The organism is Ruegeria sp. D3, assembly GCF_056534465.1.
Genome location: NZ_JBQFPK010000005.1, coordinates 257988 through 282669, shown reverse-complemented (window position 1 = coordinate 282669; position 24682 = coordinate 257988). Strand labels below are relative to the sequence as shown.

29 protein-coding genes are annotated in these 24682 nt (G+C 58.9%); 18 read left to right on the top strand and 11 right to left on the bottom strand.

Annotated features, from left to right (window positions below; translation table 11 throughout):
- The 3 genes from ACR0DX_RS10190 to ACR0DX_RS10180 all read left to right on the top strand — a co-directional run.
- Positions 1 to 92 (top strand): EF-Tu C-terminal domain-related protein (locus tag ACR0DX_RS10190; protein ID WP_480495899.1); only part of this gene is annotated, 92 nt, incomplete at its 5' end.
- Positions 93 to 352: 260 nt separating this feature from the next.
- Positions 353 to 2065, top strand: a complete 1713-nt coding sequence (locus ACR0DX_RS10185) for an amidohydrolase (RefSeq protein ID WP_480846011.1) — start codon at positions 353 to 355, stop codon at positions 2063 to 2065.
- A 349-nt stretch (positions 2066 to 2414) separates the two neighbouring features.
- The gene (locus tag ACR0DX_RS10180; RefSeq protein WP_170354784.1) at positions 2415 to 3161 is read left to right on the top strand and encodes an FkbM family methyltransferase; all 747 of its coding nucleotides are present in this window, start codon (positions 2415 to 2417) and stop codon (positions 3159 to 3161) included.
- Positions 3162 to 3246: 85 nt separating this feature from the next.
- Here ACR0DX_RS10180 and ACR0DX_RS10175 read toward each other — a convergent pair whose 3' ends face one another.
- Both ACR0DX_RS10175 and rpe read right to left on the bottom strand, forming a co-directional pair.
- Entirely contained in the window at positions 3247 to 3465 is a 219-nt protein-coding gene (locus ACR0DX_RS10175; protein ID WP_170354785.1) for a hypothetical protein, read from the bottom strand.
- A 113-nt stretch (positions 3466 to 3578) separates the two neighbouring features.
- Positions 3579 to 4265, bottom strand: a complete 687-nt coding sequence (rpe, locus tag ACR0DX_RS10170) for a ribulose-phosphate 3-epimerase (protein ID WP_170354786.1) — start codon at positions 4263 to 4265, stop codon at positions 3579 to 3581.
- Positions 4266 to 4433: 168 nt separating this feature from the next.
- Between rpe and phnC the strand changes: the two genes are divergently transcribed.
- The 5 genes from phnC to ACR0DX_RS10145 all read left to right on the top strand — a co-directional run bounded on the left by phnC (position 4434) and on the right by ACR0DX_RS10145 (position 9152).
- Positions 4434 to 5255, top strand: a complete 822-nt coding sequence (phnC, locus tag ACR0DX_RS10165; RefSeq protein ID WP_170354788.1) for a phosphonate ABC transporter ATP-binding protein — start codon at positions 4434 to 4436, stop codon at positions 5253 to 5255.
- Positions 5256 to 5318: 63 nt separating this feature from the next.
- On the top strand, positions 5319 to 6221 hold the full coding sequence (gene phnD, locus ACR0DX_RS10160) for a phosphonate ABC transporter substrate-binding protein (RefSeq protein WP_170354790.1): 903 nt from the start codon (positions 5319 to 5321) through the stop codon (positions 6219 to 6221).
- A 69-nt stretch (positions 6222 to 6290) separates the two neighbouring features.
- A complete protein-coding gene (gene phnE, locus ACR0DX_RS10155; RefSeq protein ID WP_170354792.1) occupies positions 6291 to 7172 on the top strand; it encodes a phosphonate ABC transporter, permease protein PhnE in 882 nt (293 codons plus the stop codon).
- Positions 7169 to 8515: a phosphonate ABC transporter, permease protein PhnE gene (gene phnE, locus ACR0DX_RS10150; protein ID WP_170354794.1), complete on the top strand. Its 1347-nt coding sequence runs from the start codon at positions 7169 to 7171 to the stop codon at positions 8513 to 8515. Before phnE (ACR0DX_RS10155) ends, phnE (ACR0DX_RS10150) begins: the two co-directional genes overlap by 4 nt.
- 22 nt (positions 8516 to 8537) lie before the next feature.
- Positions 8538 to 9152 (top strand): LbetaH domain-containing protein, encoded by a 615-nt coding sequence (locus ACR0DX_RS10145; protein WP_170354796.1) that lies wholly within the window; start codon positions 8538 to 8540, stop codon positions 9150 to 9152.
- A gap of 163 nt (positions 9153 to 9315) precedes the next feature.
- Here ACR0DX_RS10145 and phnF read toward each other — a convergent pair whose 3' ends face one another.
- Entirely contained in the window at positions 9316 to 10026 is a 711-nt protein-coding gene (phnF, locus tag ACR0DX_RS10140; protein WP_170354798.1) for a phosphonate metabolism transcriptional regulator PhnF, read from the bottom strand.
- 103 nt (positions 10027 to 10129) lie between these two features.
- On the opposite strand from phnF, the gene phnG reads away from it, so the two are divergent.
- Genes phnG through phnN form a run of 9 tightly spaced genes read left to right on the top strand, consistent with a single transcriptional unit; the run spans position 10130 to position 16115 of the window.
- Entirely contained in the window at positions 10130 to 10588 is a 459-nt protein-coding gene (gene phnG, locus ACR0DX_RS10135) for a phosphonate C-P lyase system protein PhnG (protein ID WP_170354800.1), read from the top strand.
- The gene (phnH, locus tag ACR0DX_RS10130; protein WP_170354802.1) at positions 10588 to 11163 is read left to right on the top strand and encodes a phosphonate C-P lyase system protein PhnH; all 576 of its coding nucleotides are present in this window, start codon (positions 10588 to 10590) and stop codon (positions 11161 to 11163) included. Before phnG ends, phnH begins: the two co-directional genes overlap by 1 nt.
- A gap of 2 nt (positions 11164 to 11165) precedes the next feature.
- A complete protein-coding gene (locus ACR0DX_RS10125; protein WP_480846006.1) occupies positions 11166 to 12257 on the top strand; it encodes a carbon-phosphorus lyase complex subunit in 1092 nt (363 codons plus the stop codon).
- A complete protein-coding gene (locus ACR0DX_RS10120) occupies positions 12254 to 12850 on the top strand; it encodes an HAD family hydrolase (RefSeq protein ID WP_170354805.1) in 597 nt (198 codons plus the stop codon). Before ACR0DX_RS10125 ends, ACR0DX_RS10120 begins: the two co-directional genes overlap by 4 nt.
- Positions 12847 to 13707 carry an alpha-D-ribose 1-methylphosphonate 5-phosphate C-P-lyase PhnJ gene (locus ACR0DX_RS10115; RefSeq protein WP_170354806.1) on the top strand — a complete coding sequence of 287 codons (861 nt, stop codon included), beginning with the start codon at positions 12847 to 12849 and terminating at the stop codon, positions 13705 to 13707. The genes ACR0DX_RS10120 and ACR0DX_RS10115 overlap by 4 nt, the downstream gene beginning before the upstream one ends.
- Positions 13704 to 14108 (top strand): VOC family protein, encoded by a 405-nt coding sequence (locus tag ACR0DX_RS10110; protein ID WP_170354807.1) that lies wholly within the window; start codon positions 13704 to 13706, stop codon positions 14106 to 14108. The genes ACR0DX_RS10115 and ACR0DX_RS10110 overlap by 4 nt, the downstream gene beginning before the upstream one ends.
- A gap of 4 nt (positions 14109 to 14112) precedes the next feature.
- Positions 14113 to 14883 (top strand): phosphonate C-P lyase system protein PhnK, encoded by a 771-nt coding sequence (gene phnK, locus ACR0DX_RS10105; RefSeq protein WP_170354808.1) that lies wholly within the window; start codon positions 14113 to 14115, stop codon positions 14881 to 14883.
- Between the two features lie 3 nt (positions 14884 to 14886).
- On the top strand, positions 14887 to 15570 hold the full coding sequence (gene phnL, locus ACR0DX_RS10100) for a phosphonate C-P lyase system protein PhnL (RefSeq protein WP_170354809.1): 684 nt from the start codon (positions 14887 to 14889) through the stop codon (positions 15568 to 15570).
- Positions 15567 to 16115: a phosphonate metabolism protein/1,5-bisphosphokinase (PRPP-forming) PhnN gene (phnN, locus tag ACR0DX_RS10095; protein WP_170354810.1), complete on the top strand. Its 549-nt coding sequence runs from the start codon at positions 15567 to 15569 to the stop codon at positions 16113 to 16115. The genes phnL and phnN overlap by 4 nt, the downstream gene beginning before the upstream one ends.
- Here phnN and ACR0DX_RS10090 read toward each other — a convergent pair.
- Complete coding sequence (locus tag ACR0DX_RS10090) at positions 16097 to 16780, bottom strand: DUF1045 domain-containing protein (RefSeq protein ID WP_170354811.1); 684 nt, start codon at positions 16778 to 16780, stop codon at positions 16097 to 16099. The genes phnN and ACR0DX_RS10090 overlap by 19 nt on opposite strands.
- A gap of 52 nt (positions 16781 to 16832) precedes the next feature.
- Between ACR0DX_RS10090 and ACR0DX_RS10085 the strand changes: the two genes are divergently transcribed.
- Positions 16833 to 17972, top strand: coding sequence for an alpha-D-ribose 1-methylphosphonate 5-triphosphate diphosphatase (locus tag ACR0DX_RS10085; RefSeq protein ID WP_170354812.1), 1140 nt, complete (start codon positions 16833 to 16835; stop codon positions 17970 to 17972).
- A gap of 24 nt (positions 17973 to 17996) precedes the next feature.
- On the opposite strand, the gene ACR0DX_RS10080 is transcribed toward ACR0DX_RS10085, so the two are convergent.
- Genes ACR0DX_RS10080 through ACR0DX_RS10050 form a run of 7 tightly spaced genes read right to left on the bottom strand, consistent with a single transcriptional unit; the run spans position 17997 to position 24485 of the window.
- Positions 17997 to 18473 carry a class I SAM-dependent methyltransferase gene (locus tag ACR0DX_RS10080; RefSeq protein ID WP_170354813.1) on the bottom strand — a complete coding sequence of 159 codons (477 nt, stop codon included), beginning with the start codon at positions 18471 to 18473 and terminating at the stop codon, positions 17997 to 17999.
- Entirely contained in the window at positions 18470 to 19234 is a 765-nt protein-coding gene (locus tag ACR0DX_RS10075) for a polysaccharide deacetylase family protein (protein ID WP_170354814.1), read from the bottom strand. The genes ACR0DX_RS10080 and ACR0DX_RS10075 overlap by 4 nt, the downstream gene beginning before the upstream one ends.
- Positions 19231 to 20373, bottom strand: coding sequence for a glycosyltransferase (locus tag ACR0DX_RS10070; protein WP_170354815.1), 1143 nt, complete (start codon positions 20371 to 20373; stop codon positions 19231 to 19233). The genes ACR0DX_RS10075 and ACR0DX_RS10070 overlap by 4 nt, the downstream gene beginning before the upstream one ends.
- Entirely contained in the window at positions 20370 to 20954 is a 585-nt protein-coding gene (locus tag ACR0DX_RS10065) for a histidine phosphatase family protein (protein ID WP_170724491.1), read from the bottom strand. Before ACR0DX_RS10065 ends, ACR0DX_RS10070 begins: the two co-directional genes overlap by 4 nt.
- Positions 20951 to 22027: a glycosyltransferase family 4 protein gene (locus tag ACR0DX_RS10060; protein ID WP_170354817.1), complete on the bottom strand. Its 1077-nt coding sequence runs from the start codon at positions 22025 to 22027 to the stop codon at positions 20951 to 20953. The genes ACR0DX_RS10065 and ACR0DX_RS10060 overlap by 4 nt, the downstream gene beginning before the upstream one ends.
- Positions 22027 to 23274 carry a glycosyltransferase gene (locus ACR0DX_RS10055; RefSeq protein WP_170354818.1) on the bottom strand — a complete coding sequence of 416 codons (1248 nt, stop codon included), beginning with the start codon at positions 23272 to 23274 and terminating at the stop codon, positions 22027 to 22029. The genes ACR0DX_RS10060 and ACR0DX_RS10055 overlap by 1 nt, the downstream gene beginning before the upstream one ends.
- Entirely contained in the window at positions 23271 to 24485 is a 1215-nt protein-coding gene (locus ACR0DX_RS10050) for a glycosyltransferase family protein (protein ID WP_170354819.1), read from the bottom strand. The genes ACR0DX_RS10055 and ACR0DX_RS10050 overlap by 4 nt, the downstream gene beginning before the upstream one ends.
- Between the last annotated feature and the right edge of the window lie 197 nt (positions 24486 to 24682).

Here is a 24682-nt window from a genome sequence, read left to right as displayed (position 1 = left end):
CGCCGATCGCGATGGAGCAGGGCCTGCGCTTCGCGATCCGCGAAGGCGGCCGCACCGTCGGCGCCGGTGTTGTGTCGAAAATCACTGAGTAATCACGGTAGGCCGGGCTTCAGCCCGGGACATCGTTGAACGAATGAAGGCCGTCCCAAAAGGGGCGGCCTTTTTCGTTTTTGGCGAGGCTCAAATTGATGCTAAAATATATCACATTGAAATGTTTGGATTGAAAAGGAACCTTAGGATGCCTTTAGCAATACGTTCGCTTTGTTTTGCCGCTGCAATTTCTTTTTCAGCCACTTGTGCGTTAACAGAACAAATTGCCGATCGTATTTATTCAGGCGGCCCTATTATAACGATGAATGATGCACTCCCTTCCGTCCAAGCGGTCGCGGTCAAGAACGGTCGTATTCTGGCGGTTGGATCTCTGTCTGATCTCTTTGTGCATGAAGGTGAGGGCACACAAACTTTCGATCTGAATGGGCGCGCACTTCTTCCGGGCTTTGTTGACAGTCATGGACATGTTGTGATGGGCGGGCTGCAGGCATTGTCGGCCAACCTGCTTTCGCCGCCTGACGGAGAAGTCACGGATATCGCCAGCCTGCAAGCCGCATTGTCGAATTGGGCAAAAGAGAATTCAGAGGCCGTCGAACAGGTGAAAATGATCGTTGGTTTTGGATACGACAACGCTCAACTGCAAGAGCTGCGTCATCCCACGCGAGAAGACCTTGATGTAGTTTCCAGGGACTTGCCCGTCATAATTATCCATCAGTCCGGGCATCTGGGAGTCGCGAACACAAGGGCTTTGGAGTTGGCTGGCATTACAGCCGCTTCAGAAGCTCCTCCGGGTGGCGTGATTCAGCGCGATGAAGAAGGCGAACCTAACGGTGTTCTGGAGGAATATGCTTTTTTCTCGGTTCTTGTGCCGATGCTGGGGAATCTGGGTGAGGAAGGTCTGGTGGCCTTCGCCCGCGCCGGAGCCGACCTTTGGGCCAAGTTTGGATATACGACCGGACAAGAGGGGCGATCTTCTGGTGAGATCGTAGAGGTACTAAGAAAGGTCGGTGCCACAGAAGGACTTCCCATCGACGTTGTCGCGTTTCCTGACGTATTGGAGGCCCGGGATTATATTCGCGATAACACCTCTGCGGACTACGTCGACCGGGTTCGGGTCGGCGGCTGCAAACTTACAATCGACGGGTCACCGCAGGGTTTTACTGCTTTGCGGGATCGTCCCTACTATGATCCAGTCGGCACCTATGATGCCGGCTACGCAGGATATGCTGCAATAACAATGGATCAACTGCAGGACGCTGTGAACTGGTGTTATGAGAATGGGTTCCAGATCCTCGTGCATTCAAACGGAGAAGGCGCGTCGGACATGCTGATTGCCGCACTGGAAGAAGCGCAACTCAAATATGGCGATCCGGGCAACCGCCCGGTTCTGGTGCACGGGCAGTTTCTGCGGGAAGATCAAGTGGCCAGCTTCAAGCGCCTCGGGGTCTTTCCATCACTTTTCCCGATGCACACTTTCTATTGGGGCGACTGGCACCGTGATCATACTGTTGGACCAGTGAACGCCGACAATATCTCGCCCACTGGATGGCTCCGCGAACGGGATATGATTTTTGGCACGCATCACGACGCGCCCGTCGCCTTTCCAGACAGTATGCGTGTTCTTGCGGCAACGGTGACCCGCCGCACCAGATCGGGTGATATTCTTGGGCCGCATCAGCGGGTTGATGTCATGACCGCCTTGAAGGCGATGACGATCTGGCCCGCGTGGCAGCACTTTGAAGAGGACAGCAAGGGCTCAATTGAGGTCGGTAAAGTTGCGGATTTTGTGATCTTGTCCGACGATCCCACGTCTGTAAATCCAGAGACTTTGGCGGGCCTCAAAGTGCTTGTAACCGTCAAGGGGGACGAGATTGTCTACGAGGCTGAGGAAGGCGTCGAAGAAGGCAAACTGCAGTTTTTCCCGTTTTCAACAGACCCTGTCATTGCCCATCTTTTCATGCACGCAGTCTATCAAGGTCTGAGGGTCGAAGAGCCTTGGCTTGTAAAGAACTAAGGTATGGTTGATCGGTTTAACTGCAGAGGCGTCAACTCGAGTCTGGTTGCAGGGTAAGACTTGATGGTGCTCTCACTGCGATGACGGACGAAGGAAGTCATTTCGACAGCGCCCGTATTGATTGTAGTGGTCTTGAGTATGCGGCGGCGCGGATGGGACTAATCGCCGAATAATCTCAGGCCCTGATGTTGATTCAACCGCTTATACTGCTGCGTTTTGCAAATAGGTTATTTGGGAACGCATATTCCATTCCACCAACGAGATTCCCGATTGTGCTTTGTCAGTCATGGTGTTTCTTTAGCCGTGCTGTCGCATGGGATGCCTTCCCCGCGCATAGGAGAGCTTAAGAATGGACGACACCGAAATACGCTTGACCCGACGTCTGAAACGTCGAGGGTACCAAGTTTCCCCTGACAAAGAGACAGGCAGTTACATCGCAGGTCTGGGGTTCGATGTTGCGACAGTTTTCGATGTCGGTGTCGCCGGTGGGACGGCGCACCTGTACGAGGCTTTTCCGACGACGAAATTCGTGTTGATCGAGCCGATCTCTGAGTATGAGGACAAGCTGAGACGAAATTGGAGCGACAAGATCGACTTTGACTTTCATGCCTGCGGAGTCGGCTCCCAGGCCGGGCAAACGACGTTGCGTATTCCAACAGTCGGCCATCGTTCCATGGGCACGAGAGCTACCATGATGACATTTGACGAGGCTGCGCGTGCCCATACTAAGGCCATCGAGGAACGTCATGTCCCGGTTCGGACGTTGGACGACATCGCCGTGGACTATCAGGGGCCCTATGGGTTGAAGATTGATACCGAGGGTTTCGAAGTCGAGGTGATCAAGGGCGCTTCAGAAATGCTGAAAAACTGCGCCTTTGTCTTGGCCGAGGTCTCGGTCCGGCGCCGTTATGAAGGTGGCTATAAGTTCAGTGATTTTGTAGCCGTTATGGCTGCGCATGGATTTGAACTACACGATTTTATTCGGCCACCTTCGCCCGAGGCGACCGACTGCGATGCAATCTTCGCACCGTTTGAAGGCCCGAGATTTGATTATCGAGACGCCAAGCTGTCGCGCATCGTTCAGAGAAGCAAGTAAACCAAGAACACTCGACCGGGCAGGGTGTGGATATACTGCCTGGCTATCAAAATCCGGTCTGCGCCAGCCAAGGACTGGTGCTGTGCTAGATGACGTCAGCAAGCACCAGACGAATGATGTCTTCGCGTTTCAGGCCACGTGCGCGCAGCTCGTTGTCGTTCATCAACCAATATGCGCGAATTCGGCGCACTGAAGACCGGGCCGTGGCGACCCGGTTCTGTAATATGCGCAGTTTTTGGGGCAGGATGCCGACAAACCCGACCGGGTAGGCGGTATACGGGCGGAGTGTGGTTGTTTTAGCCATGAACGTGTATCGCAGGTTTTGAAATGGACCTTCGGCATCTAAACGATTGAAGGATGCTCAGGTAGCCCGGATTGTTCATATCCGATGTGCAGCACGCGCAATGAAGCGCCTTGTTAAAGCGCTGACTCTGCTGCCGCGCGCACATTGCGGATGTTTTCGCCATAGACTTCAAGGTTGGAAACCGAGCCACCCTTGAATACTGCCGAGCCAGCGACCAGAACATCCGCACCAGCGGCTGCTACCAACGGTGCGGTGTTTGGGTCGACGCCTCCATCAATCTCGATATGGACAGGTCGATCGCCGATCATCTGGCGCAGGCGGCGAACTTTGGCTGTCATATCAATGAATTTTTGACCGCCAAAACCGGGGTTCACCGTCATGACGCAGACCAGATCGGTCAGGTCCAGCAAGTGCTCGACCGCTTCGGCCGGGGTGCCGGGGTTCAGGGCAACACCAGCCTTCATGCCAGCAGCGCGGATCGCTTGCAGGGTTCGGTGAGTGTGCGGCCCTGCCTCAACATGCGCGGTCAGGATATCGGCCCCGGCGTCGGCATAGGCTTGAATGTAAGGGTCGACCGGAGCGATCATCAGATGGACGTCCATCACCGTCTTCACATGTGGGCGAAAGGCTTTGACCGCAGGCGGGCCGAAGGTCAGGTTCGGAACGAAATGGCCGTCCATCACGTCCACATGGACCCAATCGGCCCCCTGCGCTTCGATCGCCTGAATCTCGGCCCCGAAATTGGCGAAATCGGCGGAGAGGATCGACGGTGCGATCTTGATGCTGCGGTCAAAGGACATGTGTGGCCTCGTTTCAGTGTCTAAGAGTCGGCCCGCATATACCTGCGGTAGGCGCAGAAGTGTAGAGCCATCGATCTTTGGCGCTGCGTTACAAAACTTTCACCCAAGTTACACATAGCCGTTGAAGATTGCCTTTAGCAGACCGCCAACACGAACTGGGGGTGGCCTGTGCTGCACATCAAGAAACTGACCAAGCGCTTCGGTGAAAACGTCGCAGTCGATTCAGCCACGTTGGAAATAGATAAACCCTGCATGATTGGCATCATCGGTCGTTCGGGGGCAGGGAAGTCGACCCTGCTGCGGATGATCAACCGTCTGACCGACGCGAGCGACGGAGAAATCCTTTTCGGTGGCCGTGATGTCACCAAGCTGAAGGGCCGCGACAAGCGTGCCTGGCAGGCCGATTGCGCGATGATTTTTCAACAGTTCAATCTGGTGCCGCGCATGGACGTGGTATCGAACGTTTTGCACGGTACGTTGAACCGCCATTCTACGCTGGCGACCATGTTCAACCTGTTTCCTATTGCCGATATCCACCGCGCCATCGACATTTTGGATCGGTTGGGCATTGCAGAACACGCGCCTAAACGCGCCGAGGCGCTTTCAGGTGGGCAGCAACAGCGGGTCGCCATCGCGCGCGCGCTGATGCAGGACCCAAGCATCATTCTGGCGGACGAACCCATTGCCTCGCTGGATCCGATGAATGCGCAGGTCGTCATGCAGGCACTGCGCCGCATCCATGAAGAAGACGGCCGCACAGTCATCGCCAACCTGCACACGCTGGATACTGCGCGCCGCTATTGCGACCGCGTTGTCGGTATGCGTGACGGTCGCATCGTGTTCGACGGCCTGCCCGAGCAACTGACAACCGGCGTCGCCCGCGAGATCTATGGCGCTGATGCCAGCTTCTCGGAAGAGGCGACATCGACCGAGATTGAGACGCTGGATGCGACTCAGAAGGCCCTGATGGAAGCGGAAGCAACCATCTAAGCCAACCACCCCTTTCATCGACCGGCCGATGAAAGGCCGGCATATCAAACCGGAGAGAGACAGATGAAAAAACTGATGGCAGCCCTGGTGGCCACAACTGCAATGGCCGCGCCGGCCCTGGCCGCGGATATCAACGAATTCCGCATCGGCATTCTGGGCGGTGAGAACGCTCAGGACCGTCTGAACAACAACGAATGCCTGCGCGAATACACCGAGGAAACACTGGGTGTTGAAACCAAGCTGTTCGCACCGGCGGACTATGACGGCGTGATCCAGGGCCTGCTGGGTGGCACCATCGACATGGCGTGGCTGGGTGCTTCGGGTTATGCGAAAACCTACCTGTCTGATCCCGAAGCGGTCGAGCCGGTTCTGGTCAAGGTCAACACCGATGGCGGTTATGGCTATTTCTCGATCGGTTTTGCGCGCAAAGACAGCGGCATCACCTCGCTGGAGGACATGAAGGGCAAGACCTTTGGTTTTGGCGATCCGAACTCGACCTCGGGCTACCTGATCCCGTCGATCGAAATCCCTGCGGCAACGGGTTCCACCATGGAATCGGGCGACTATTTCGGTGAGGTGAAATTCACCGGTGGCCACGAGCAGACCATCGTTGCCGTGAACAACGGTGACGTCGATGGCGGCGTGACCTGGGCGGACGGTCTGGGCGATTGGGAAGATGGGTATCAGTCGGGCGCGCTGCGTCGCGCTGTTGATGCCGGTCTGGTCGACATGAACGACATGGTCGAAATCTGGAAATCCAAGCCGATCCCCGAAGGCCCGGTTGTTCTGCGCACCGCACTGCCTGCAGATGTCAAAGAGAAAATGACCGCTCTGATGGCTGGTCTGGCTGAGAAAGACCGTGAATGCTTCTACGGCGTTGCTGCTGGTGAAGCCCGCGCGTTCGAGCCGATCACCCACGAAGCCTACGAAGTCATTATCGAAGCACGCAAGCTGAAGTCCAACTAAGCCTGCACACCCCTAAGACCGGGGTCCGGTGTTCCAAGCCGGGCCCCGTTTTCCACTCAGGAGCATTCCATGACAGACCTGACCGCAGGGTCCCTGACCGTCGACCAGATCCGGGCCGACTATACCGAGATGACACGACGCAAGCGGGTCTATGGTGGTATTCTTCTGATCGTTTTCGTGGCTTTGATGGCCGCCGGGTTCCGCACAGCGGATGACCGCAACGCGGGCAGTTTCGCGGATGGTTGGCACCGTATCTTTGACTACCCGGCAGAGGTGCTGTCCGAAGCCTGGGAAAAGATCGACGCGCTGCCTGCTAATCTGGTCAAGTTTTTCCCGGCGCTGGTCGAGACGATCAACATTGCCGCTGCGTCTACGCTGATCGGTACCATCGCAGGTACATTCCTGGCGCTGATGTCCACGCGTGGAATGGCGCTTTGGCCTGCGCTGATCCCCCTGTTCCGGCGTATCGCCGATATCTGCCGCGCAATCCCTGAAATCGTGATCGCTCTGGTCCTGATCTTTATTCTGGGTGGTGGCCCGGTTCCGGCGATGATCGCCATTGCAATCCATACGGCTGGCGCACTGGGCAAGTTGTTTTCTGAGGTAAATGAGAACGCCTCACTCAAACCTGTCGAGGGTTTGGCTTCGGTCGGCGCGAACTGGTCGCAGCGCATGTACCTGGGCGTGATCCCTCAGGTTGGGCCGAACTATGTCAGCTACGCGCTGCTGCGGTTCGAGATCAACATTCGCGCCTCGGCCATTCTGGGTTTCGTCGGTGCAGGTGGTCTTGGCTATGAGCTGCGCAACTCGATGTCCTGGGGGCAGGGCAAGTACGATCAGGCTGCCGCGATTTTCTTGCTGTTGTTCGTCACAATTGTGGTGGTCGACCAAATCTCGGGCCATCTGCGCGATCGCCTGACCCACGGAACCGAGAAAGGAGCGCGGGCATGAGCACCTTCGCCACTGACCTCACCCTTGATGAGTTGAAGGCCGAGGCTGATCGTCTGTTCAGCCGAAAGCGCCTGATCAATTTTGGATTGCCTGCGTTGGTGCTGGTCTATCTGACCTATGTGTTTTTCGCTTTCGACGTGCCCGGATTGGCCGGACGCGCCAACTGGGAAAACGGCAAGACGCTTGTGGCTGACAGCTACAGTTACAAAACCCACATCGAGCGTGACAATCGCACAGGTGAAGTCTCGGCCGCAATCGAAGGTGAGCGCAAGGGCGCTTATCCCGAAGGCCAAGCGCCGGATTGGGTCGCTCTGGGCGAGACTACGGTGATTGATTTGGAAGACGGCCATATCGTGCGGTTCGGCCCCGAGACGGTGGAATATGACATACCCGGTTATGGCACGGTGCGTGCCACGCCGACCCGTTCGGCGGGCGTTCAGGCCGAGCTGCCCGCAGGCGACGTGCCCGACTGGATCAATGTCTCAAAGAACCGGATGGCGATCACCACGGATGCGGGTCGACTGACCGTGACGCGCAACCGGTCCGAAGTGTTCCGCTATTTCAACGGGTGGGAGCTGTTCTTCTTCACCCTCGATAGCCCCTACTATGGCAAGTCGTTCCCGCAACTCATGGGGCTGGCCGCAAATGGTGAGGCGGGCGCGATCCTGAATGATTTCTGGACCAACAAGATGTGGCGCCATCAGGACGTGGCCTGGGCCATTTTCGAGACGATCCTGATGGCCTTCCTGGGAACATTGGGGGCGGGCATGGTGGCCCTGCCGCTGGCTTTCCTTGCGACCCGCAATTTCAACCCGTTGCGTTCGGTTCGGTTTCTCACGCGCCGGGTGTTTGATTTTGTGCGCGGTGTGGACGCTCTGATCTGGACCGTCGTTCTGGCGCGGGCTTTTGGACCCGGTCCGCTGACTGGTGCGCTGGCCATTCTGGTGACAGACACGGGGACGTTCGGCAAGATTTTTTCGGAAGCGCTGGAGAATGTGGATCAAAAACAGATCGAAGGCGTCCAATCGACCGGGGCCAACGCGCCGCAACGTTATCGGTTCGGGGTGATCCCGCAGGTGACGCCGGTGCTGCTCAGCCAGTTGCTCTATTTCCTCGAATCCAACACACGCAGCGCCACTGTGATTGGTGCGATTACGGGCGGTGGGATCGGCTTGTTGCTGACGCAGGCGATTATCACCCAGAAAGACTGGGAAGAGGTTGCCTACTACATCGTTCTGATCATCCTGATGGTGATGCTGATGGATTGGTTCTCGGGCTGGTTGCGCCGCCGATTGATCCAGGGCGAAACGAAATCCAAACGGGTAAGAACCAAGACCGCCTGAGTGTTGGTCCAGAGGAACTTTCATGCCAAGACTGCGAGCGGATCAGCCATTCATCCATCCCGATTGTGCGATCACCAACAGCACGTTTGGGGAATACGTCGAAATAGGTGCCGGGACGCGCTTGGCAAACGCGATCTTCGGGGATTATTCGTATTGCGACCGAACGTGTGACATTGCAAATGCGCGGATCGGCAAGTTTGCGAACATCGCCAGCTTTACCCGGATCGGTGCGACGGATCATCCGTATGCCAAGGCTTCCTTGCATCATTTTCTGTACCGTTCAGCAGACTACTGGGATGACGCCGAAGATGACGCGGATTGGTTCCAGCATCGCGCAAGCCGGGTGACGGAAATTGGCCATGACACATGGATTGGCCATGCAGCTATTATCAAGCCCGAAGTTACCGTGGGTCACGGAGCAATCATTGCTTCTGGTGCGGTCGTCACCAAAGACGTTGCGCCTTACAGCATTGTGGGTGGGGTTACGGCCGATCTGATCCGTCCACGCTACCCGGATGGCGTAGCAGAGCGTATGTTAACTTTGGCGTGGTGGGATTGGGACAACGCGCGTTTACGAGCCGCCTTGCCGGACTTTCGAATGCTCGTCGCCGAAGCCTTTTTGGAGAAATACGAATAGGCCGAGGACCTGTTTGACATGTGCTCTCGCGCCCGCGTGCGCATCGGCTTCGCCGACGCGCTCTGGCGGCCTTGGACCGGGCGCCGCGCTTTGCGCGGCGCTACGCCCAACGGGATGAGACCTCCGGAAGGAGGGCGAAGACGGGCGGGAGCGTTCTGGTCGCCTACTCGTTGTCCATCGTTAGTGTGACTCTTTCGCCTGCAAAATAGGTTCGTCCGAATTCAACGGGAATTCCGTTCGTATCTGCGTTTACGCCCACTGAGTACAGGACCGGAGCGCCTTCGCTGAGTTGCAGATGCAGCGCTTGTGTTGGCGTCGCGGCGCGGGCCGTCAGCCGTGTCGATACACGAACGTAATCCTCGACCCCGCATTGCTGCAGCGCTTTGGTCACCGACCGGGTCTCTACCAGTGCGGCAAGAATGCCCGGCAGACGCCCAGCTGGAAAGACGCTTTGAAAAAGCCCGATCGGCTGACCGTCGGCCAGGGAAAGACCATCGTAGACATGAACGGCTTCACCTTCGGATAGTTCCAAAGCTTCAGCTTCGGCCACATCAGCCGTTCGAGTGGTAAGGGTAAGGATTTTCTTGCCAGGAATCTTGCCGCTGGCCGAAATGCTCTTGTGGTAACGTACGCGTTTCCCGATGGGGTAATCCGTCGGGCGCGCCGTCACGAAAACTCCGGCTCCTCGTCTCGAGCGTACCAAGCCCTGGTCAGACAGATCTGACAAAGCCCTGCGGACCGTATGGCGATTGACCCCGTATTTGGCAGCCAGCTGCGCTTCAGTCGGTAGGCGATCACCAGTGTTATAGCGGCCTTCTGCAATGTCGGTTGTCAGGCTAAGAGCGATGCTTTTCCAAACTGGCGATTTGCCCATGTCACTAAATCTTCACAAGTAAGCGGATTGCGGCCCGCGGGGTTAAGATGTATTATTTGTCTAGTTGTATAGTGCAAGTAGACAACCCAGCCAAGAGGGTTTGATGGCAGATCTCGATAAACCAACGGATGCAGAACGTCGGCAATGGATGGGCGTGTTGGCCCGCGCGCCCGAGGACGCGCTGATGGCCCTTTGGGACAAAGTCCAACTGCGCCCGACATTTGAATGGCTACGCGCGCCCGAGATTGGCGGGGTAATGGTTCGGGGGCGCACCGGCAGCACGGGGGCTCCGTTCAATCTTGGTGAAATGACCGTAACCCGGTGTTCGCTGGTGTTGCAGGGCGGGGCCGTCGGTCATGGCTATGTTCAGGGCCGGTCGAAGCCCAAAGCCGAAGTCGCTGCCCTTGTTGACGCGCTGATGCAGACAGCAACGGCCGAGACCATCCGCGCCGAAATTATCGCCCCTTTGTCAAGGCAGATGCAGGACGCACGAGCCAAGCGGGCGGCCAAGGCGGCGGCGACAAAGGTCGAATTCTTTACTCTGGTCCGAGGAGAAGACTGATGAGCGCGCATCTTCAATTCTCAGGTGGTTTTGCGAATGCCCCGATCGAGGCGGCCCACGCCTTTCGGGCCGCAATGACGGTCATGGCGCGACCTGGCCAAATCCGATCAATTGCTGGCGCGCGCCCACCCGAGCCATTGTCTCAAGCAGCGGGTACTTTGTTGCTGACCTTGTGTGACCCGGATACAAGGGTCTTTCTCGCGGGCGCAGCAGACACTGACGCAGTGCGCCAATGGCTGACCTTTCACACCGGCGCGCCGATTGTCGAAGCGTCCAGCGCGGATTTTGCAGTAGGGGCATGGGCGGACCTGCAACGCAATTCCAACTATCGCATAGGCACACCGGAATATCCTGACCGCTCGGCTACTCTGATTATCGAGTGTGAAACGCTTGCGCAGAACGGGGCAATACTGACAGGGCCGGGTATTCGGGACCGGTCAGAATTGTCTTTACCGGATGTCGCGGTCTTTCAGGACAATTCGGCTCTTTATCCTTTGGGATGTGATTTCTTTTTCACCTGCAGAGACAAAGTCGCGGCCTTGCCGCGCAGCACGCAAATAACGGCGGGATCATAAGAATGTACGTAGCGGTCAAGGGCGGCGAAAAAGCCATCGACAACGCGCATTCCTGGTTAGCAGAGGAGCGGCGGGGATCAACGGATATCACCGAACTGTCGATCGCCCAGATCCGAGAACAGTTGAGCCTTGCGGTAAATCGGGTCATGGCCGAGGGCTCTCTGTTCGATCCCGATTTGGCCGCGCTGGCCATCAAACAGGCGCGTGGTGATCTGATCGAAGCAATCTTTCTGATCCGCGCCTATCGCACCACGTTGCCGCGATTTGGCTATTCCAACCCTGTCCAGACGGGCGATATGGCCTGCGACCGCCGCATCTCGGCCACGTTCAAGGACGCTCCGGGCGGGCAGGTGCTGGGGCCGACTTTTGACTACACCCACCGGCTGCTGGATTTCAAACTAGCTGCAGATGGCAACGACACGGTTGCACCCATGGCCGGGCCGCGTACCGAGCCTACGCCTCACATTGCCGAGTTCCTAAAGGGTGAAGATATCATTCAGGACGAACCCACTAGCGACGACCTGCCGGGCGACTTGACCCGCGAACCGATGGAGTTTCCCTCCACCCGCCCGCTGCGCTTGCAATCACTGACACGCGGCGATGAGGGGTTCGTGCTAGGCATGGCCTACTCAACCCAGCGCGGATACGCCCGCAACCACGCTTTTGTGGGAGAGTTGCGGATCGGAAAAGTCGCCGTCGAAATGGACATTCCCGAGCTGGGCTTTGCCATTGAGATTGGTGAGGTTGAACTAACCGAATGCGAGACAGTCAACCAGTTCAAGGGCTCGAAAACAGAACCGCCGCAGTTCACCCGTGGCTATGGTCTGGTCTTTGGTCAGTCCGAGCGCAAGTCTATCGCCATGGCTCTGGTCGATCGCGCGCTGCGTTGGAAGGAGCTGGGCGAGGACAATTTGGGCGCGCCTGCACAGGATGAGGAATTTGTCCTAAGCCATGCCGACAACATTCAGGCCACCGGTTTCTTGGAACACATCAAACTGCCTCATTACGTGGATTTCCAGTCCGAACTGGAACTGGTCCGTAAACTACGCCGCGAGGCTGAGGAACGGATTACCCCAAAGGAGGCTGCGGAATGAAGGTCGTTGTATTCGATATCGGCGGCGTATTGGTTGATTGGCACCCCCATCTTGCCTGGGTTGACGATCTGGGGTCCGAGGACGCCGCCCATGCCTTTATCGAACGCACCGGGTTCAAAGCCAAAAACGCGCGGGGAGACAATGGCGAGCTGTTCTCCGATATGGCCAAAGAGTTGGCGGACCCAAAGGATCAAAACCTGTTCGCCTCCTACGTGGAGCGATATACCCTCACCGTCCAAAACGCGGTGCACGGTACTTGGGATATCCTCGATCGCCTCAAGGCAAATGGAACCCCCGTCCACGCCATCACCAATTGGTCGGCTGAAACCTGGCCAGAGGGTTTGAAGGTGCACCCCCGGTTGGGTGAGGTGTTCGGCACGTTAGTGGTGTCCGGTCAGGAAGGCATAATGAAGCCCGACCCGCGTATTTTTAGACTTCTTTGCGAACGTGCCGCTGTTAAGCCCCAAGACTGCGTGTTCATCGACGATGGCTTGCACAATGTCGAAGGTGCGTGTGCCGTGGGAATGGACGCTATTCATTTTGTCGGCACCGAAGCACTGGAAGCCGAATTGTCCGAGAGAGGAATACTATGAGCGAGTACAATTTCGCCTATCTCGACGAGCAAACTAAGCGGATGATCCGGCGGGCGATCCTCAAAGGACTGGCTGTACCCGGATATCAGGTGCCTTTTGCCAGCCGCGAGATGCCGATGCCTTATGGCTGGGGTACCGGCGGGGTGCAGGTCTCGGCCGCGACGCTGACGCCGGATGATACGTTCAAGGTGATTGATCAGGGCGCGGACGACACGACCAATGCGGTCTCGATCCGTAAGTTCTTTGAGAATACCGCCGGGGTCGCGACCACCGAAGAAACCGAAAAGGCCACTGTCATCCAGACCCGCCACCGGATCCCCGAGGCGGAACTGACCGAGGATCAAATCCTCGTCTATCAGGTGCCAATTCCCGAGCCTCTGCGCTTTCTGGAACCGCGTGAGACGGAAACGCGCAAGATGCACGCGCTTGAAGAATACGGGCTGATGCATGTGAAACTGTATGAAGATATCAGCCAGCACGGGGCGATTTCGACCTCGTATGCCTATCCGGTAAAAGTGTCCGGGCGCTATGTGATGGATCCGTCTCCGATCCCTAAATTCGATAACCCCAAGCTGGAAATGGACGCGATCCAGCTGTTCGGCGCGGGGCGCGAGCAGCGCATCTATGCGGTGCCGCCGCACACCAAGGTCGTCAGCCTAGACTTCGAGGACTATCCGTTCGAGGCGACCAAAGCTGATCACCCCTGCGACCTGTGCGGGGCCGAAGACAGCTATCTGGACGAGGTGATCATGGATGACGCGGGCAACCGGATGTTTGTCTGCTCCGACACCGATTACTGCCGCTCGCGCCGCGCGGCTGGACATGAGGGGCGTTTGGCCAAGGAAGACGCAGCATGATACGCGAACACGTTCTGGGAATTGATCATCTTGGCCTGACGGTTTCGGACCTTGAGGCGACCAAGGCGTTCTTTGTTGAGGCGCTGGGCTGGGATGTGGTTGGTGGACGGCCCGAGTACCCCTCGGCCTTTATCAGCAACGGTTCGGCGGTTCTGACCCTTTGGCAACAAAAGGGCGAAAATCAGCACGGCTTTGATCGTCATGCCAATGTCGGGCTGCACCATGTGGCGTTCAAAATCCCATCGCGCGAGTCTTTGGATGTGGTGTTTGCCGCTGTGAAAGACTGGCCCGGCGTTCAGTTGGAGTTTGCCCCCGAACCTTCGGGTGCTGGGCCAAAAATCCATTTCATGATCCGAGAGCCCGGAGGCAACCGGATCGAATTTGCCTATGATCCGAGGTAACCCCATGACCCCGCTGTTAAGCGTTCAGAATATCCGCAAAACCTATGGCACCCGGATCGGCTGTACCGGCGTCAGCTTTGATCTCTATCCCGGTGAGGTGATGGGAATTGTGGGCGAAAGCGGCTCGGGCAAGTCGACGTTGCTCAATTGTCTGGCCGGTCATCTGGAACCGGACGGGGGGCGGGTTGTTTTCGATACGCGAACCGACGGGCCGGTGGACACGGTGACGATGTCGGAACCCGAGCGCCGGATGCTGGGTCGCACCGACTGGGCCTTTGTCCACCAGCACGCCCGCGACGGGCTGCGTATGTCTGTCAGCGCGGGCGGTAATATTGGTGAGCGTCTGATGGCCGTGGGCGACCGTCACTATGGTGACATCCGCGACAAGGCCATCGACTGGCTGGGCCGGGTCGAGATCGAAGCGAACCGAGTCGATGACCGTCCCACCGCATTTTCCGGCGGGATGCAGCAGCGGTTGCAGATCGCACGCAATCTGGTGACCGGGCCTCGGCTGGTGTTCATGGATGAGCCGACGGGCGGGCTGGATGTTTCGGTTCAGGCGCGTCTGCTGGATTTGCTGCGCGGGTTGGTGCGCGAGATGGGGTTGAGCGCCATTATCGTCACGCATGATCTGGCCGTGGTGCGCCTGCTGGCGGATCGGCTGATGGTGATGAAAGACGGTCACGTGGTCGAATCCGGCCTGACCGATCAGGTGCTGGACGATCCGCAACATGCGTACACGCAGTTGCTGGTCTCAAGCGTGTTGCAGGTGTGAGAGATGATTGAACTGAACAACGTCAGTAAAAGCTTTACCCTGCACAATCAGGGCAGCGCAGTGATCCCTGTGATGGAGGGAGCGACACTCAGCGTGGACCCCGGGGAATGTGTGGCTTTGACCGGAGCGTCCGGGGCGGGCAAATCCACTCTGATGCGGGTGATCTACGGCAACTATCTGGCCGCCTCGGGGCAAGTCATGGTGGGCGGCGTGGATGTGGCGCAGGCTGAACCGCGCGAGATTCTGGCTCTGCGGCGGGACACTCTGGGTTATGTCAGCCAGTTCCTGCGGGTGGTGCCGCGCGTGCCGACGCTTGAGGTGGTGGCCGAGCCTCTGCTGGCCGTCGGATGCGACCGTCAGGCGGCGCTCGACAAGGCGGAAGGCCTGTTGGCGCGGCTGAACATTCCCGAACGCCTCTGGACGCTCAGCCCCACGACCTTTTCGGGCGGCGAGCAGCAGCGCGTGAACATCGCACGGGGTTTTGCGCACGACTATCCTGCGATGCTGCTGGATGAGCCCACCGCCTCGCTGGACGTGCATAACCGTGAAACCGTGCTTAGCCTGATCGAAGAGGCCAAAGCGCGCGGCGCGGCCATCATCGGCATTTTCCACGATGTCGGCGCGCGTGAACGGGTGTGCGATCGAGAGATCAACGTCTCGGATTTCACACCGGGACTGGCGGCATGACCCTTGCGCCTGTCATCGCGGTTGTCGGACCTTCTGGCGTTGGCAAGGACAGCGTGATTGAGGCGCTGGAGGCGCTCTCCGCACGCATTCACCGGATGCGCCGGGTGATCACCCGCCCCGAGGGCGAAGAGGGTGAGGATTTCGACCGGGTCTCCGAAGGCACATTTCAGCAGATGGTGGATGAGGATGCCTTTGCCCTGCACTGGCCCGCCCATGGGTTGCTGTATGGGGTGCCCCAAAGCATCCAGCAGCTGCGGGGGCAGGCGGATGCAGTTTTGGTGAACCTGTCCCGATCCGTGCTTTTGCGCGCGCAAGAGGTGTTTGGCGATCTGGTCGTGATCTCGCTGACCGCTGATCCGCAGGTGCTGGCACAACGCTTGTCGGCCCGCGGGCGCGAAAGTGCGACGGATCAGGCTCGTCGGCTTGAACGCGCGCAGATCACGTTGCCCGATGGATTGCGCCGGGTGGTGCAGATCGATAATTCCGGTCCGCTGGACCAGACGGTCAACGCCATCCTGACCAAGCTTCAGCCGGAAAGGGCATAGCGATGGATCAGGTGAAACCGCCCGTCCGCGGCCTCGCCCATCAGCGCCAGATCGGTGATGTGGAACGGCGTGGGCAGCAGGGGCGCAAGCCGCGTGTCCAGCGCATCCTGAACGGTGGCCAGCGTAGGTTTGTCCAACTTGCCGCTGAGGGTGATGTGAAAGCGGAACGAGTCCATCACGTAAGGGTATCCCCATTGCACCAGATTGGCCTCATGCGCGGGCGACAGCCCGGCGGCGCGACGACGCTGCAATTCGGCGTCGGATGCAGGCGCGCGGAAATTATCCAGATCACGCACGCAGGCGGCGGCCAGTGCGTTCAGCGCCGCCTCGTCGCCTGTGGGGCGCAGGGCCAGGAACCGGCCCAGACGTGCGATCTCAAGCCCCTCCAACGTGATCGGGGCCTGCGCAGCAGCCATCTGGGCGCAAGCCTCGCGCAGCGCCTCAACTGTCTGCCCGTTGCGCAGTCGGAACGGAGGCTTCATCGTCGCGTGCAGCCCGTATTTGCGCGGGACCTGCGTGACGGCGGCTACATCCACGCCGGGGATATCGGGGTGTGCGACCGCAGCGCCGGCCTCTATGTCCCAACCCAGCCAGCTTGTGCCAAACCGGGTCCACTCGGCCCCGGCGGGTGGCGCAAAATAGATCGCGTATCGCGTGAATGTCACATTGGCCTCCTATGCGTGGCCTACCCAATAGCTCAGACCGTGTGAAGTTCAGATGACAGAAGAAATGATCCTTGCCAATGCCACGCTGGTTCTGCCCGATGAAACGGTCACAGGTAGCCTCCGCATCACCGGCGAAACCATTGCCGAGATCGCCACGGGCGGCACCGTGCCGCCCGGCGCAGTGGATTGCGGCGGCGACTATGTCTGCCCCGGTCTGGTCGAGCTGCACACTGACAATCTGGAGCGCCATATTCAGCCGCGCCCCAAAGTTGACTGGCCCCACGCGGCGGCGATTCTGGCCCACGATGCGGAACTGGCCAGCACCGGCATTACCACCGTATTCGATGCGATGCGCATCGGTTCGATCCCGTCGGGCAACCGCTACAAGAAATACGCCCGCGAGCTGTCGCGCGAGCTGTGGGATCTGCGCGAACAGGATGCGCTGAAGATCAGCCATTTTCTGCACCTGCGGGCCGAGGTCTGCTCGGAAACCCTCGTGGCCGAGCTGGACGAGTTCGGCCCCGAGGATCGCGTCGGTCTGGTTTCGCTGATGGATCACACGCCCGGCCAGCGCCAATTTCGCGATATGACCCAGCTTGAGGCCTATATGAAGGGTAAGCATGGCATGAACGATGATGACTTCCTGCAGCACGTGGCACAACTGAAGGCATTGCGCGATCGGTTTGGCGATCAGCACGAGGTTGAGACGGTCAAAGCCGCCAAACGGTTCGGGGCGATGCTGGCCAGCCACGATGACACGACGCAGGATCAGGTGGCCGTTTCGGCGGGGCATGGCATCACGCTGGCCGAATTCCCCACCACGGTCGAGGCCGCCCGGGCCTGCCACGATCACGGAATCAAGGTTATGATGGGGGCACCCAATGTGATCCGTGGCGGGTCTCATTCCGGCAATGTCGCAGCGCAGGAACTGGCTGATCTGGGCCATCTGGATATTTTGTCGTCAGACTACGTGCCCGCCGCGCTGCTGCTGTCGGCAACCCGCCTGGGAGATATGTGGGGCAATATGGCGCGTGGCCTGCGCACCGTTACCCAGACGCCGGCTCAGGTGGTCGGTCTGGGCGACCGGGGCGAGCTGCGCTCGGACACCCGCGCCGATGTTATCCGCTTTCGTATCCGCGAAGGCGCACCAGCGCTGAACGGGGTATGGTCGCGCGGGCGGCGTGTCGCCTGATAGGGCGCGTTAAATCACTACCAATTAGGCTCGGTAGAAAAGATATCGGTCCGGGGCAATGGTTTCGGGCCCTGCAAACTGATCAAAACCAACCAGTGGCTGACCCGATATCAATAGCCCTCCGGGCAGCATGACCTGCGCGATCAGCGGGCTGAGGCGGGCTGCCTCGGCCATATCGTCGTCCTTGATGCCACGCCCGAAATCATAATGTGCCAAGGCAATCTTGGGGCCGCCTTGCGCCAGCTTTTCCAACATCGGCTCGGCCTCGCCTTGCAGGAAATCCTCGGCCGGCGGAGTGCTGGAGGGATGGCATTGTAGCACCCGGTCCATCACCCAGATGCGCCGGTCGGGCAGGATCTCGCGCAGGTGGTCGTAGGTGCGGCCATTGCCCAGGCCCATGTCCAGCACATCTCCGGGGTGATCCGCGATCTGTTCTACGGCCCAGTTCAACCCATCGCGTTGGGCGGTCAGGCGGCGCAGCATTGAATCCAGTCGGCTCATTCGGGTCTCCGTATTTCGTTTGTCGCGACCCAGGGGACGCCGGGTCCATCCAGAAGAAGGTGCAAAAGGTCGTGGGTAAAGGCCCAAATCGCGTCATCATGCACGAGGTGGTGGGTCAGAATGCCGAAGGGTTCGGAATTATCGCTGCGGCCTTCTCGTCGATCTCGCAATAACGCGGTTGCCGTGTCAATTAGACGCTCGGGCGACACAAGCCCTCGTGTGCCGCGCCAATCAATCGGATCAAGATGCGTGTTGACCTGGTGCAACCCGGGCGCGGCGGTGGGCGTGGCCCGTGGCGTGGCGGTGGACAAAATGCGATAGCCCAGTGCAGGCAGTTCCGCGACGACCTCGGGCGCGATACGGTTCCAGGGCGGCACGAACATGGGCGCCGAACGCTCGCCGTACAGCTCTTGCAGCCGGTCCAACCCCTGCTGTGCGTCGCCAATGATCGTTGGCATCGACCGGTGCATCCGAAACTCGGATTTCTTTTCCTGCTTGGGCGCGTGGTTCAGATGCGCCCATCCATGGACGACGGGGATCAGGGTGCTGCTGTCGACCCGGGCGACAAGGCTTGTGTCGCAGGTCTTTGGAATGACAGCCAGGTGAACTGGTACCCCAAGTGTATCCGACAGGGCGATCAGTCGGTCAAGCTGCGGCGTTGCAGAGATAGCATCATCGTCACGCCACCATAGGGGCAAAGACAGTCTGTGTTGTTCCCACACGGCCAATTCGTCCTGTAGTGGGCGCCAGTTGGGTATCATATACGGCCCTCCAACAGCGTCTTCGCGATCTCGACGGTTTTAGCAGCCCCGTCAAACCCACGGTCGGGAACGGTTCGTTCAGGGCCCGATGTCGCACTTTCTATCGCCCGAGCTAGCAATTCTGCATCTAGCATCTGGCTTGGAATGACTTCGATGGCCGGAAGGGTGGCCAGTGTTCGCGCGCGCAGTGTCTGCTCAACTTCGCTGCCGTCGTCGAAAGGGACGAACACGGACGGAGTTCCGGTCTGCAGAATATCCAGGGCGGTGTTGTATCCGCACATGCTGACCGATGCGGCTGCGATTGGCAGCATTTGCCGAAAATCGGGCCTCACCGGTTCTAACGCAACCGGCGCATCCTTGACCAAAGGTTTCAGCTGTTTGATGCGCGCTTGGGCATCCTGGCCTCCGACCAGCAGGCGCCAGCGCCTGTTGGGCATCTTTCGGGCAGCCTCGATGGCTGTCTGAAAGATCGGCTGTCCAACCGACCCTCCGCCTGCACTGACAAGGATTTCACCTTCACCGGTGCGCTGTGGGTGTGCGGTCGGCGCGCCAGGCGCAACGAACCCGGTATAGTGCAACCGCTTCTGAAGTTGCTCGGAAACCGGCCAGCTGACCTCAAGCGGGATGACTGTTTGATCCGAATGCACAAGGACACCGTCGTAGTGTTCGGATATGATCTGATCTGTCCGTTCAGCCTTGGAGGGCTTCGAGGGCGGCGCAAGAATGTCTCGGACCGATCCCAAGATGACAGGAGGCCGGGGCAACGCGCGGGCCGCGTCCAAGGCGGCGGTGAACTCGGCCGACAACGACCTGCGCCCGAACGGGTACAACTCGGTGATCAGTACGTCCGGTGAGAAGCTTCTGACAGCTTTGGTCAGGGCAACACTACGAGCGGACATGTAATCCGCATCTGCCACCTCACCTGATTGCGTCAGCAGGCGCGTAAAGTTGGTACCGTCTGACCGCAGTGGGGGCAGCCCCAGCAAAGACATCCCAGAACTGTCCAGTTGGGGCGCAGGCATGCCACCAGATACGGTCAGAACTTCGTGCCCCGCTTGCACAAAAGCGCGTCCAAGGGTCAAGGCGCGACTTAAATGTCCGGTGCCCAGCAGGTGGGTGACCACGATCATCACTTTCATGCGACGGGCTCCGAGCGGATCAGGCGCACGGGCTCAGGCCACGCGCGCAGAGGTTGTGTTTCGACGATATACAGTCTGTTGCGCTTGATTTTAAAGGGGGGCGGCCCGTCGAAATTCCAATCCCATGCACTGGCCAGAATGACACGCATGATGCCTATGTGACAGACGGCCACCGTATCGGCCTGTAAGCCGTCAAGCCAGGGGCGCACGCGGTGCCAAAGCTCTGCGGGGCTTTCTCCGCCGGGTGGGCGAAACTGCCAGCTCCAATCCTCGATGTGGCGATAACCGCTGTTGGGGTCCGCGATCAGGTCGACCCCGCGCAACCCTTCCCATTCGCCCCAGTTCATCTCAGTCAAAGCGTCGTGGGTGTCTGGGGTGCGCCCAGAGACCAGACGCGCTGTTTCAACTGCGCGTTGCAGCGGGCTGGACCAGAGTTCGGCCTGATCCCAGGGTTCGGGCAAGGCATAACCCGCAAGATCCTGACGGGCATCATCGTCCAACGGAATATCACTGCGTCCCTGAATCCGGCCTGCGCGGTTCCAGGGTGTATGACCATGGCGGAGCAGCGCAAGTCTCGTCATCCCCGACCCTCGATCAAGGGGCGGACAGCTTTCCAAAAAGTCTCGGTTGCGTTCGGTAAAAGGTGGCGGGCAGCGACGTAGGCGCGCGCCTCGGTTCCGGTTTTCAGGCGCTGCGTGTGGTCACGCAGCAGGCTTTGTAAATGTGCCGCTAGCCCTGCTGGCCCTGTCTCGGTCGTGGGGTAGGTCGAGGGTAGCAAAACATCCCGCACGCCGGGTCTATCCTGCGCAACAACTGGAATACCACTGGCCTGCGCCTCAAGGTAGATCATCCCATACGCCTCATTCACGCCCGGCCACAGCAGGACCGACGCGGTGTCATAGCACATCTGAACGGCAGCACGGTCAAGTTGCCCCAGAAAGCGCACTTTGGACCCGAACCGGGCCATCATGGCCTCAACTTCGGGTCTGGTGGGCCCATCGCCGACAATGTTCAAAGCCCATTGGCCTTCCACATGCGCCAATGTTTGGGCCAGTATGTCGTAAGAAGCCAGCTTGTCGCCGTGGCGCATCATCGCGACCGTCAACATCGGCCCGTTACATGAAGAGGCCTCTGGCAAGTCTTCTGCGGGCAGAAACGGGGGCAGCTCGATCAGTTTCTGCGAGCCAAACCTTTCGCGCTCTAGGGTAATCAGGTCGTTCGCGGTGTGGTAAAAGATCACGTCGGCCGCGTCACAAGCATTGTGTGCGGCTTTGGCGAAACCCGCCCAAGGGCCGGTCAAGCGGCTGGTCGCGCGCGTGCTTTCCAACTGAACATAGGGAATTCCTCGGGCGGCGCTGACACGTGGACCCAACAAGTCGGGGGCCTTGTAATAGTTGTGGTAGGTCACCCAAAGCGCGGTGTTTGTGGGCAATTCTATTACAAGACGCTCTGCTTCGCGTTCCGCGGCTTCGTGCAGTTGCGTTTGAACCCGTGTGTCCCCGGTTTTGTCGTAAAGGCGAAGGGACGAGGCCAGCTCGACCGTATCACCCTGCGCGGCGATTGCGGTCATCAAGTTCCGGGCCATTTCCCTATCGCCGGACGGCACCGGGCTGTCCGGGGATTTCATCGGAGCGTAGAACGCAACCCGCGCCATCAGCCCCTGTCCGCCCCCAGAGCGGTCAGACGTTTGGACAAAAGTGCGATTCCGGGGTCCATACGGAAGTCAGCGATCAACCTGTCATAGGCCGCTTTCGCCATGTTTTCAGTTGATCCAGGGTCGGCTGCCATGCTGGAAATGGCCGCCGCCAGCGCGGTGGGGTCATCACTGGACAGCACACCGTGGGTTCCTGTTTCGATGAATTCGGGAATGGCCGAGACCGGGGTCGACAGGATCGGCAGCCGCTGAGACGCAGCCTCCATCAGCACATTGGGCAACCCGTCGCGATCTCCGTCCGTGGCAATGCGGCTGGGCAGCACAAACAGGTCCGCCTCGCGCATGGCGGCAATCACCTCGGGTTGGTCGCACGCGCCTTTCCAAGACAGGCGGTCCGCGACCCCTAAATCTTGTGCGAGGGTGCGTAGCGCGTCTCCCAAAGCGCCGCCGCCGATATGGGTCCAGTTCCAGTCCAGGGTTGTGGGCAACAAGGCACAAGCGTGGAGCAGGCGGTCAAAGCCCTTTTTCTCGACCAGACGCCCTACGGAGAGCATGTGGAAGGGTGCATCGGGCGCGCGTGGGTTACGTTTCGGAGGAGACGGAAAACGGCTCAGGTCCAACCCGTGATAGATCAGATCAATGCGCGCGGGGTCATCGGCAAGGCTGCGCAGATGGTCTGCGCCAACGGCGGTGCATGTGGCGCCAAAAGATGCACCATGCGTTTCAGCGTGCAGTTTCTCGGCCTTTTCCCATTCGGGCGAGGTCCAGATGTCTTTGGCATGGGCGGAAAAGCTCCACGGTAGTCCCCGCATGATGGCGGCATAGCGTGCGACCGAAGACGGGGTATGCATAAAATGCGCATACAGGACACGCGTATCCTGCGGCAGTTCGGCGGCCAGAACGCACGCCTGCCCAAAGCGTCGGATGCGGTTATGTGTGGGGTCGCGGCGCAGATCAGCGCGCCAGATTCGGTATGCTTCGCCATAGCCGGGCATGGCGCGTGCAACAGCGCGGGCGGCCCAAACGCGCTGGGGTTCCTGATACAGGTATTCGGGCAGGTAATGGACCTGCCCTGTGAACCTTTCATGCAGGGGATGACGTTTGACGTCAGTAGGATGGCGAAGCGACCAGATGTCAAACCGGTGGCCCGCATCCTGCAATGCTACCAATTCTTGCGCGATAAACGTTTCCGACAGGCGCGGCCATCCTTTGACCAGCACCGCTAGTTTCGGTTGTGTAAGGCTCATCCGGTGGCCCGTTCCTGCTCTCCGGTCAGCAAGGCGTGTACTCGACTTGTGACATAGTCCAGACCGTCCAGCAGCCCATCGCAGATGACCTCGGATGGAAGGGACTGATTGGGCAATGCTCGGATGGCATTGATCATCGCATCGGTCGTCAACCCATCGCGGCTTTCGTCGAGCATTCGAACAAGGCCCAGTTCTTCGGCGCGCGAGGCCCGGATCCATTGTTCCAGCCGGGGCGTGGTGCGGGGCACGATCACGGCACGCTTGTCAAATGACAGCACCTCGCAAAACGTGTTGTAGCCGCCCATACAAACCACACCCGCCGCACCGGCAAACAGGGTTTCGATCTGGGATTCAAATCCGACGGCCGTTACGCGACCGTTCAGGGCTGCGACGCGCGTTTCAAACTCTTCGCGCAGTTCTCCTGACAGGAAGGGGCCGTAAACCAGAACAGCTCGAGGCGAAAGCGTCGGGTCGTGCTCGTAGGCGGACAACACAAGGTTTACCATCGCCTTGCCATCGCCACCGCCGCCGGGCGTGATCAGGATGTAAGGCTGCTCGGGCGGTTCTGCGACCGGTCCCAGATCGCGGCGCAAATATCCGGTCCAGTGCATACGCGCTTGGGTGGCAGGGCTAAGAGGCAACCCCTGTGTTGGATCATAGATCGACCGCAACCCATAGACCCAAATCTCATCATAATAGGTCTCGGTGGCATCCAGGGCTTCTTTTCGGTCCCATTCAGCGGCCAGCACTTCGGGCTCGTCTAACACGTCACGCAAGCCCAGGACGATCTGGGTTCGTTTGGTTTTCAAAAGGCAGTCCAGCGTTGGCAAAAGTTCCCCGCGAAATCCGGTGGGTTCTTTGTCAACGATCAGAACATCAGGATCGAATTGTTGAACGGCAGTTTGGATAAGGCTCGAGCGCAACTCCGTCACGTCTTCAATCCCCATCCCCATCGTCTGCGAGGCATAAGACCCGTCGGCGCGCTTGGTAACCCCCGGCAGGCGTACGTGGTCGACGCGACGGGGAAAGGTGAAGCGGCCTGCAACTGGAGACCCGGTTAAGATCAACGCCGAAGCCGAAGGATCAGCCTGAGTTATTGCAGCTGCCAAAGCACGGGATCTGCGCAAATGCCCCAATCCGAACGTATCATGGCTGTAGAACAGGATGCGAGGCGCACGGCCGGTTTTGTCGTTTTGTTTTCCTAGGCTCATTCTTTCGCCCGTCTTAGTGTCTGAGTGCAACTCCGCGCGCTTGCACGTCTATCGTATTTGTTTTTCGGCTGCTTGTAAAAAACGCTGCTTTGACCTGCCGAAACCGACAAACATGGCGATTTGGCTACATGTTGTAGATCCTTTCTGTGGTTCGCCGTGTTTTCCACCAATAGATACAACCATCTAAGCCGTGCAAC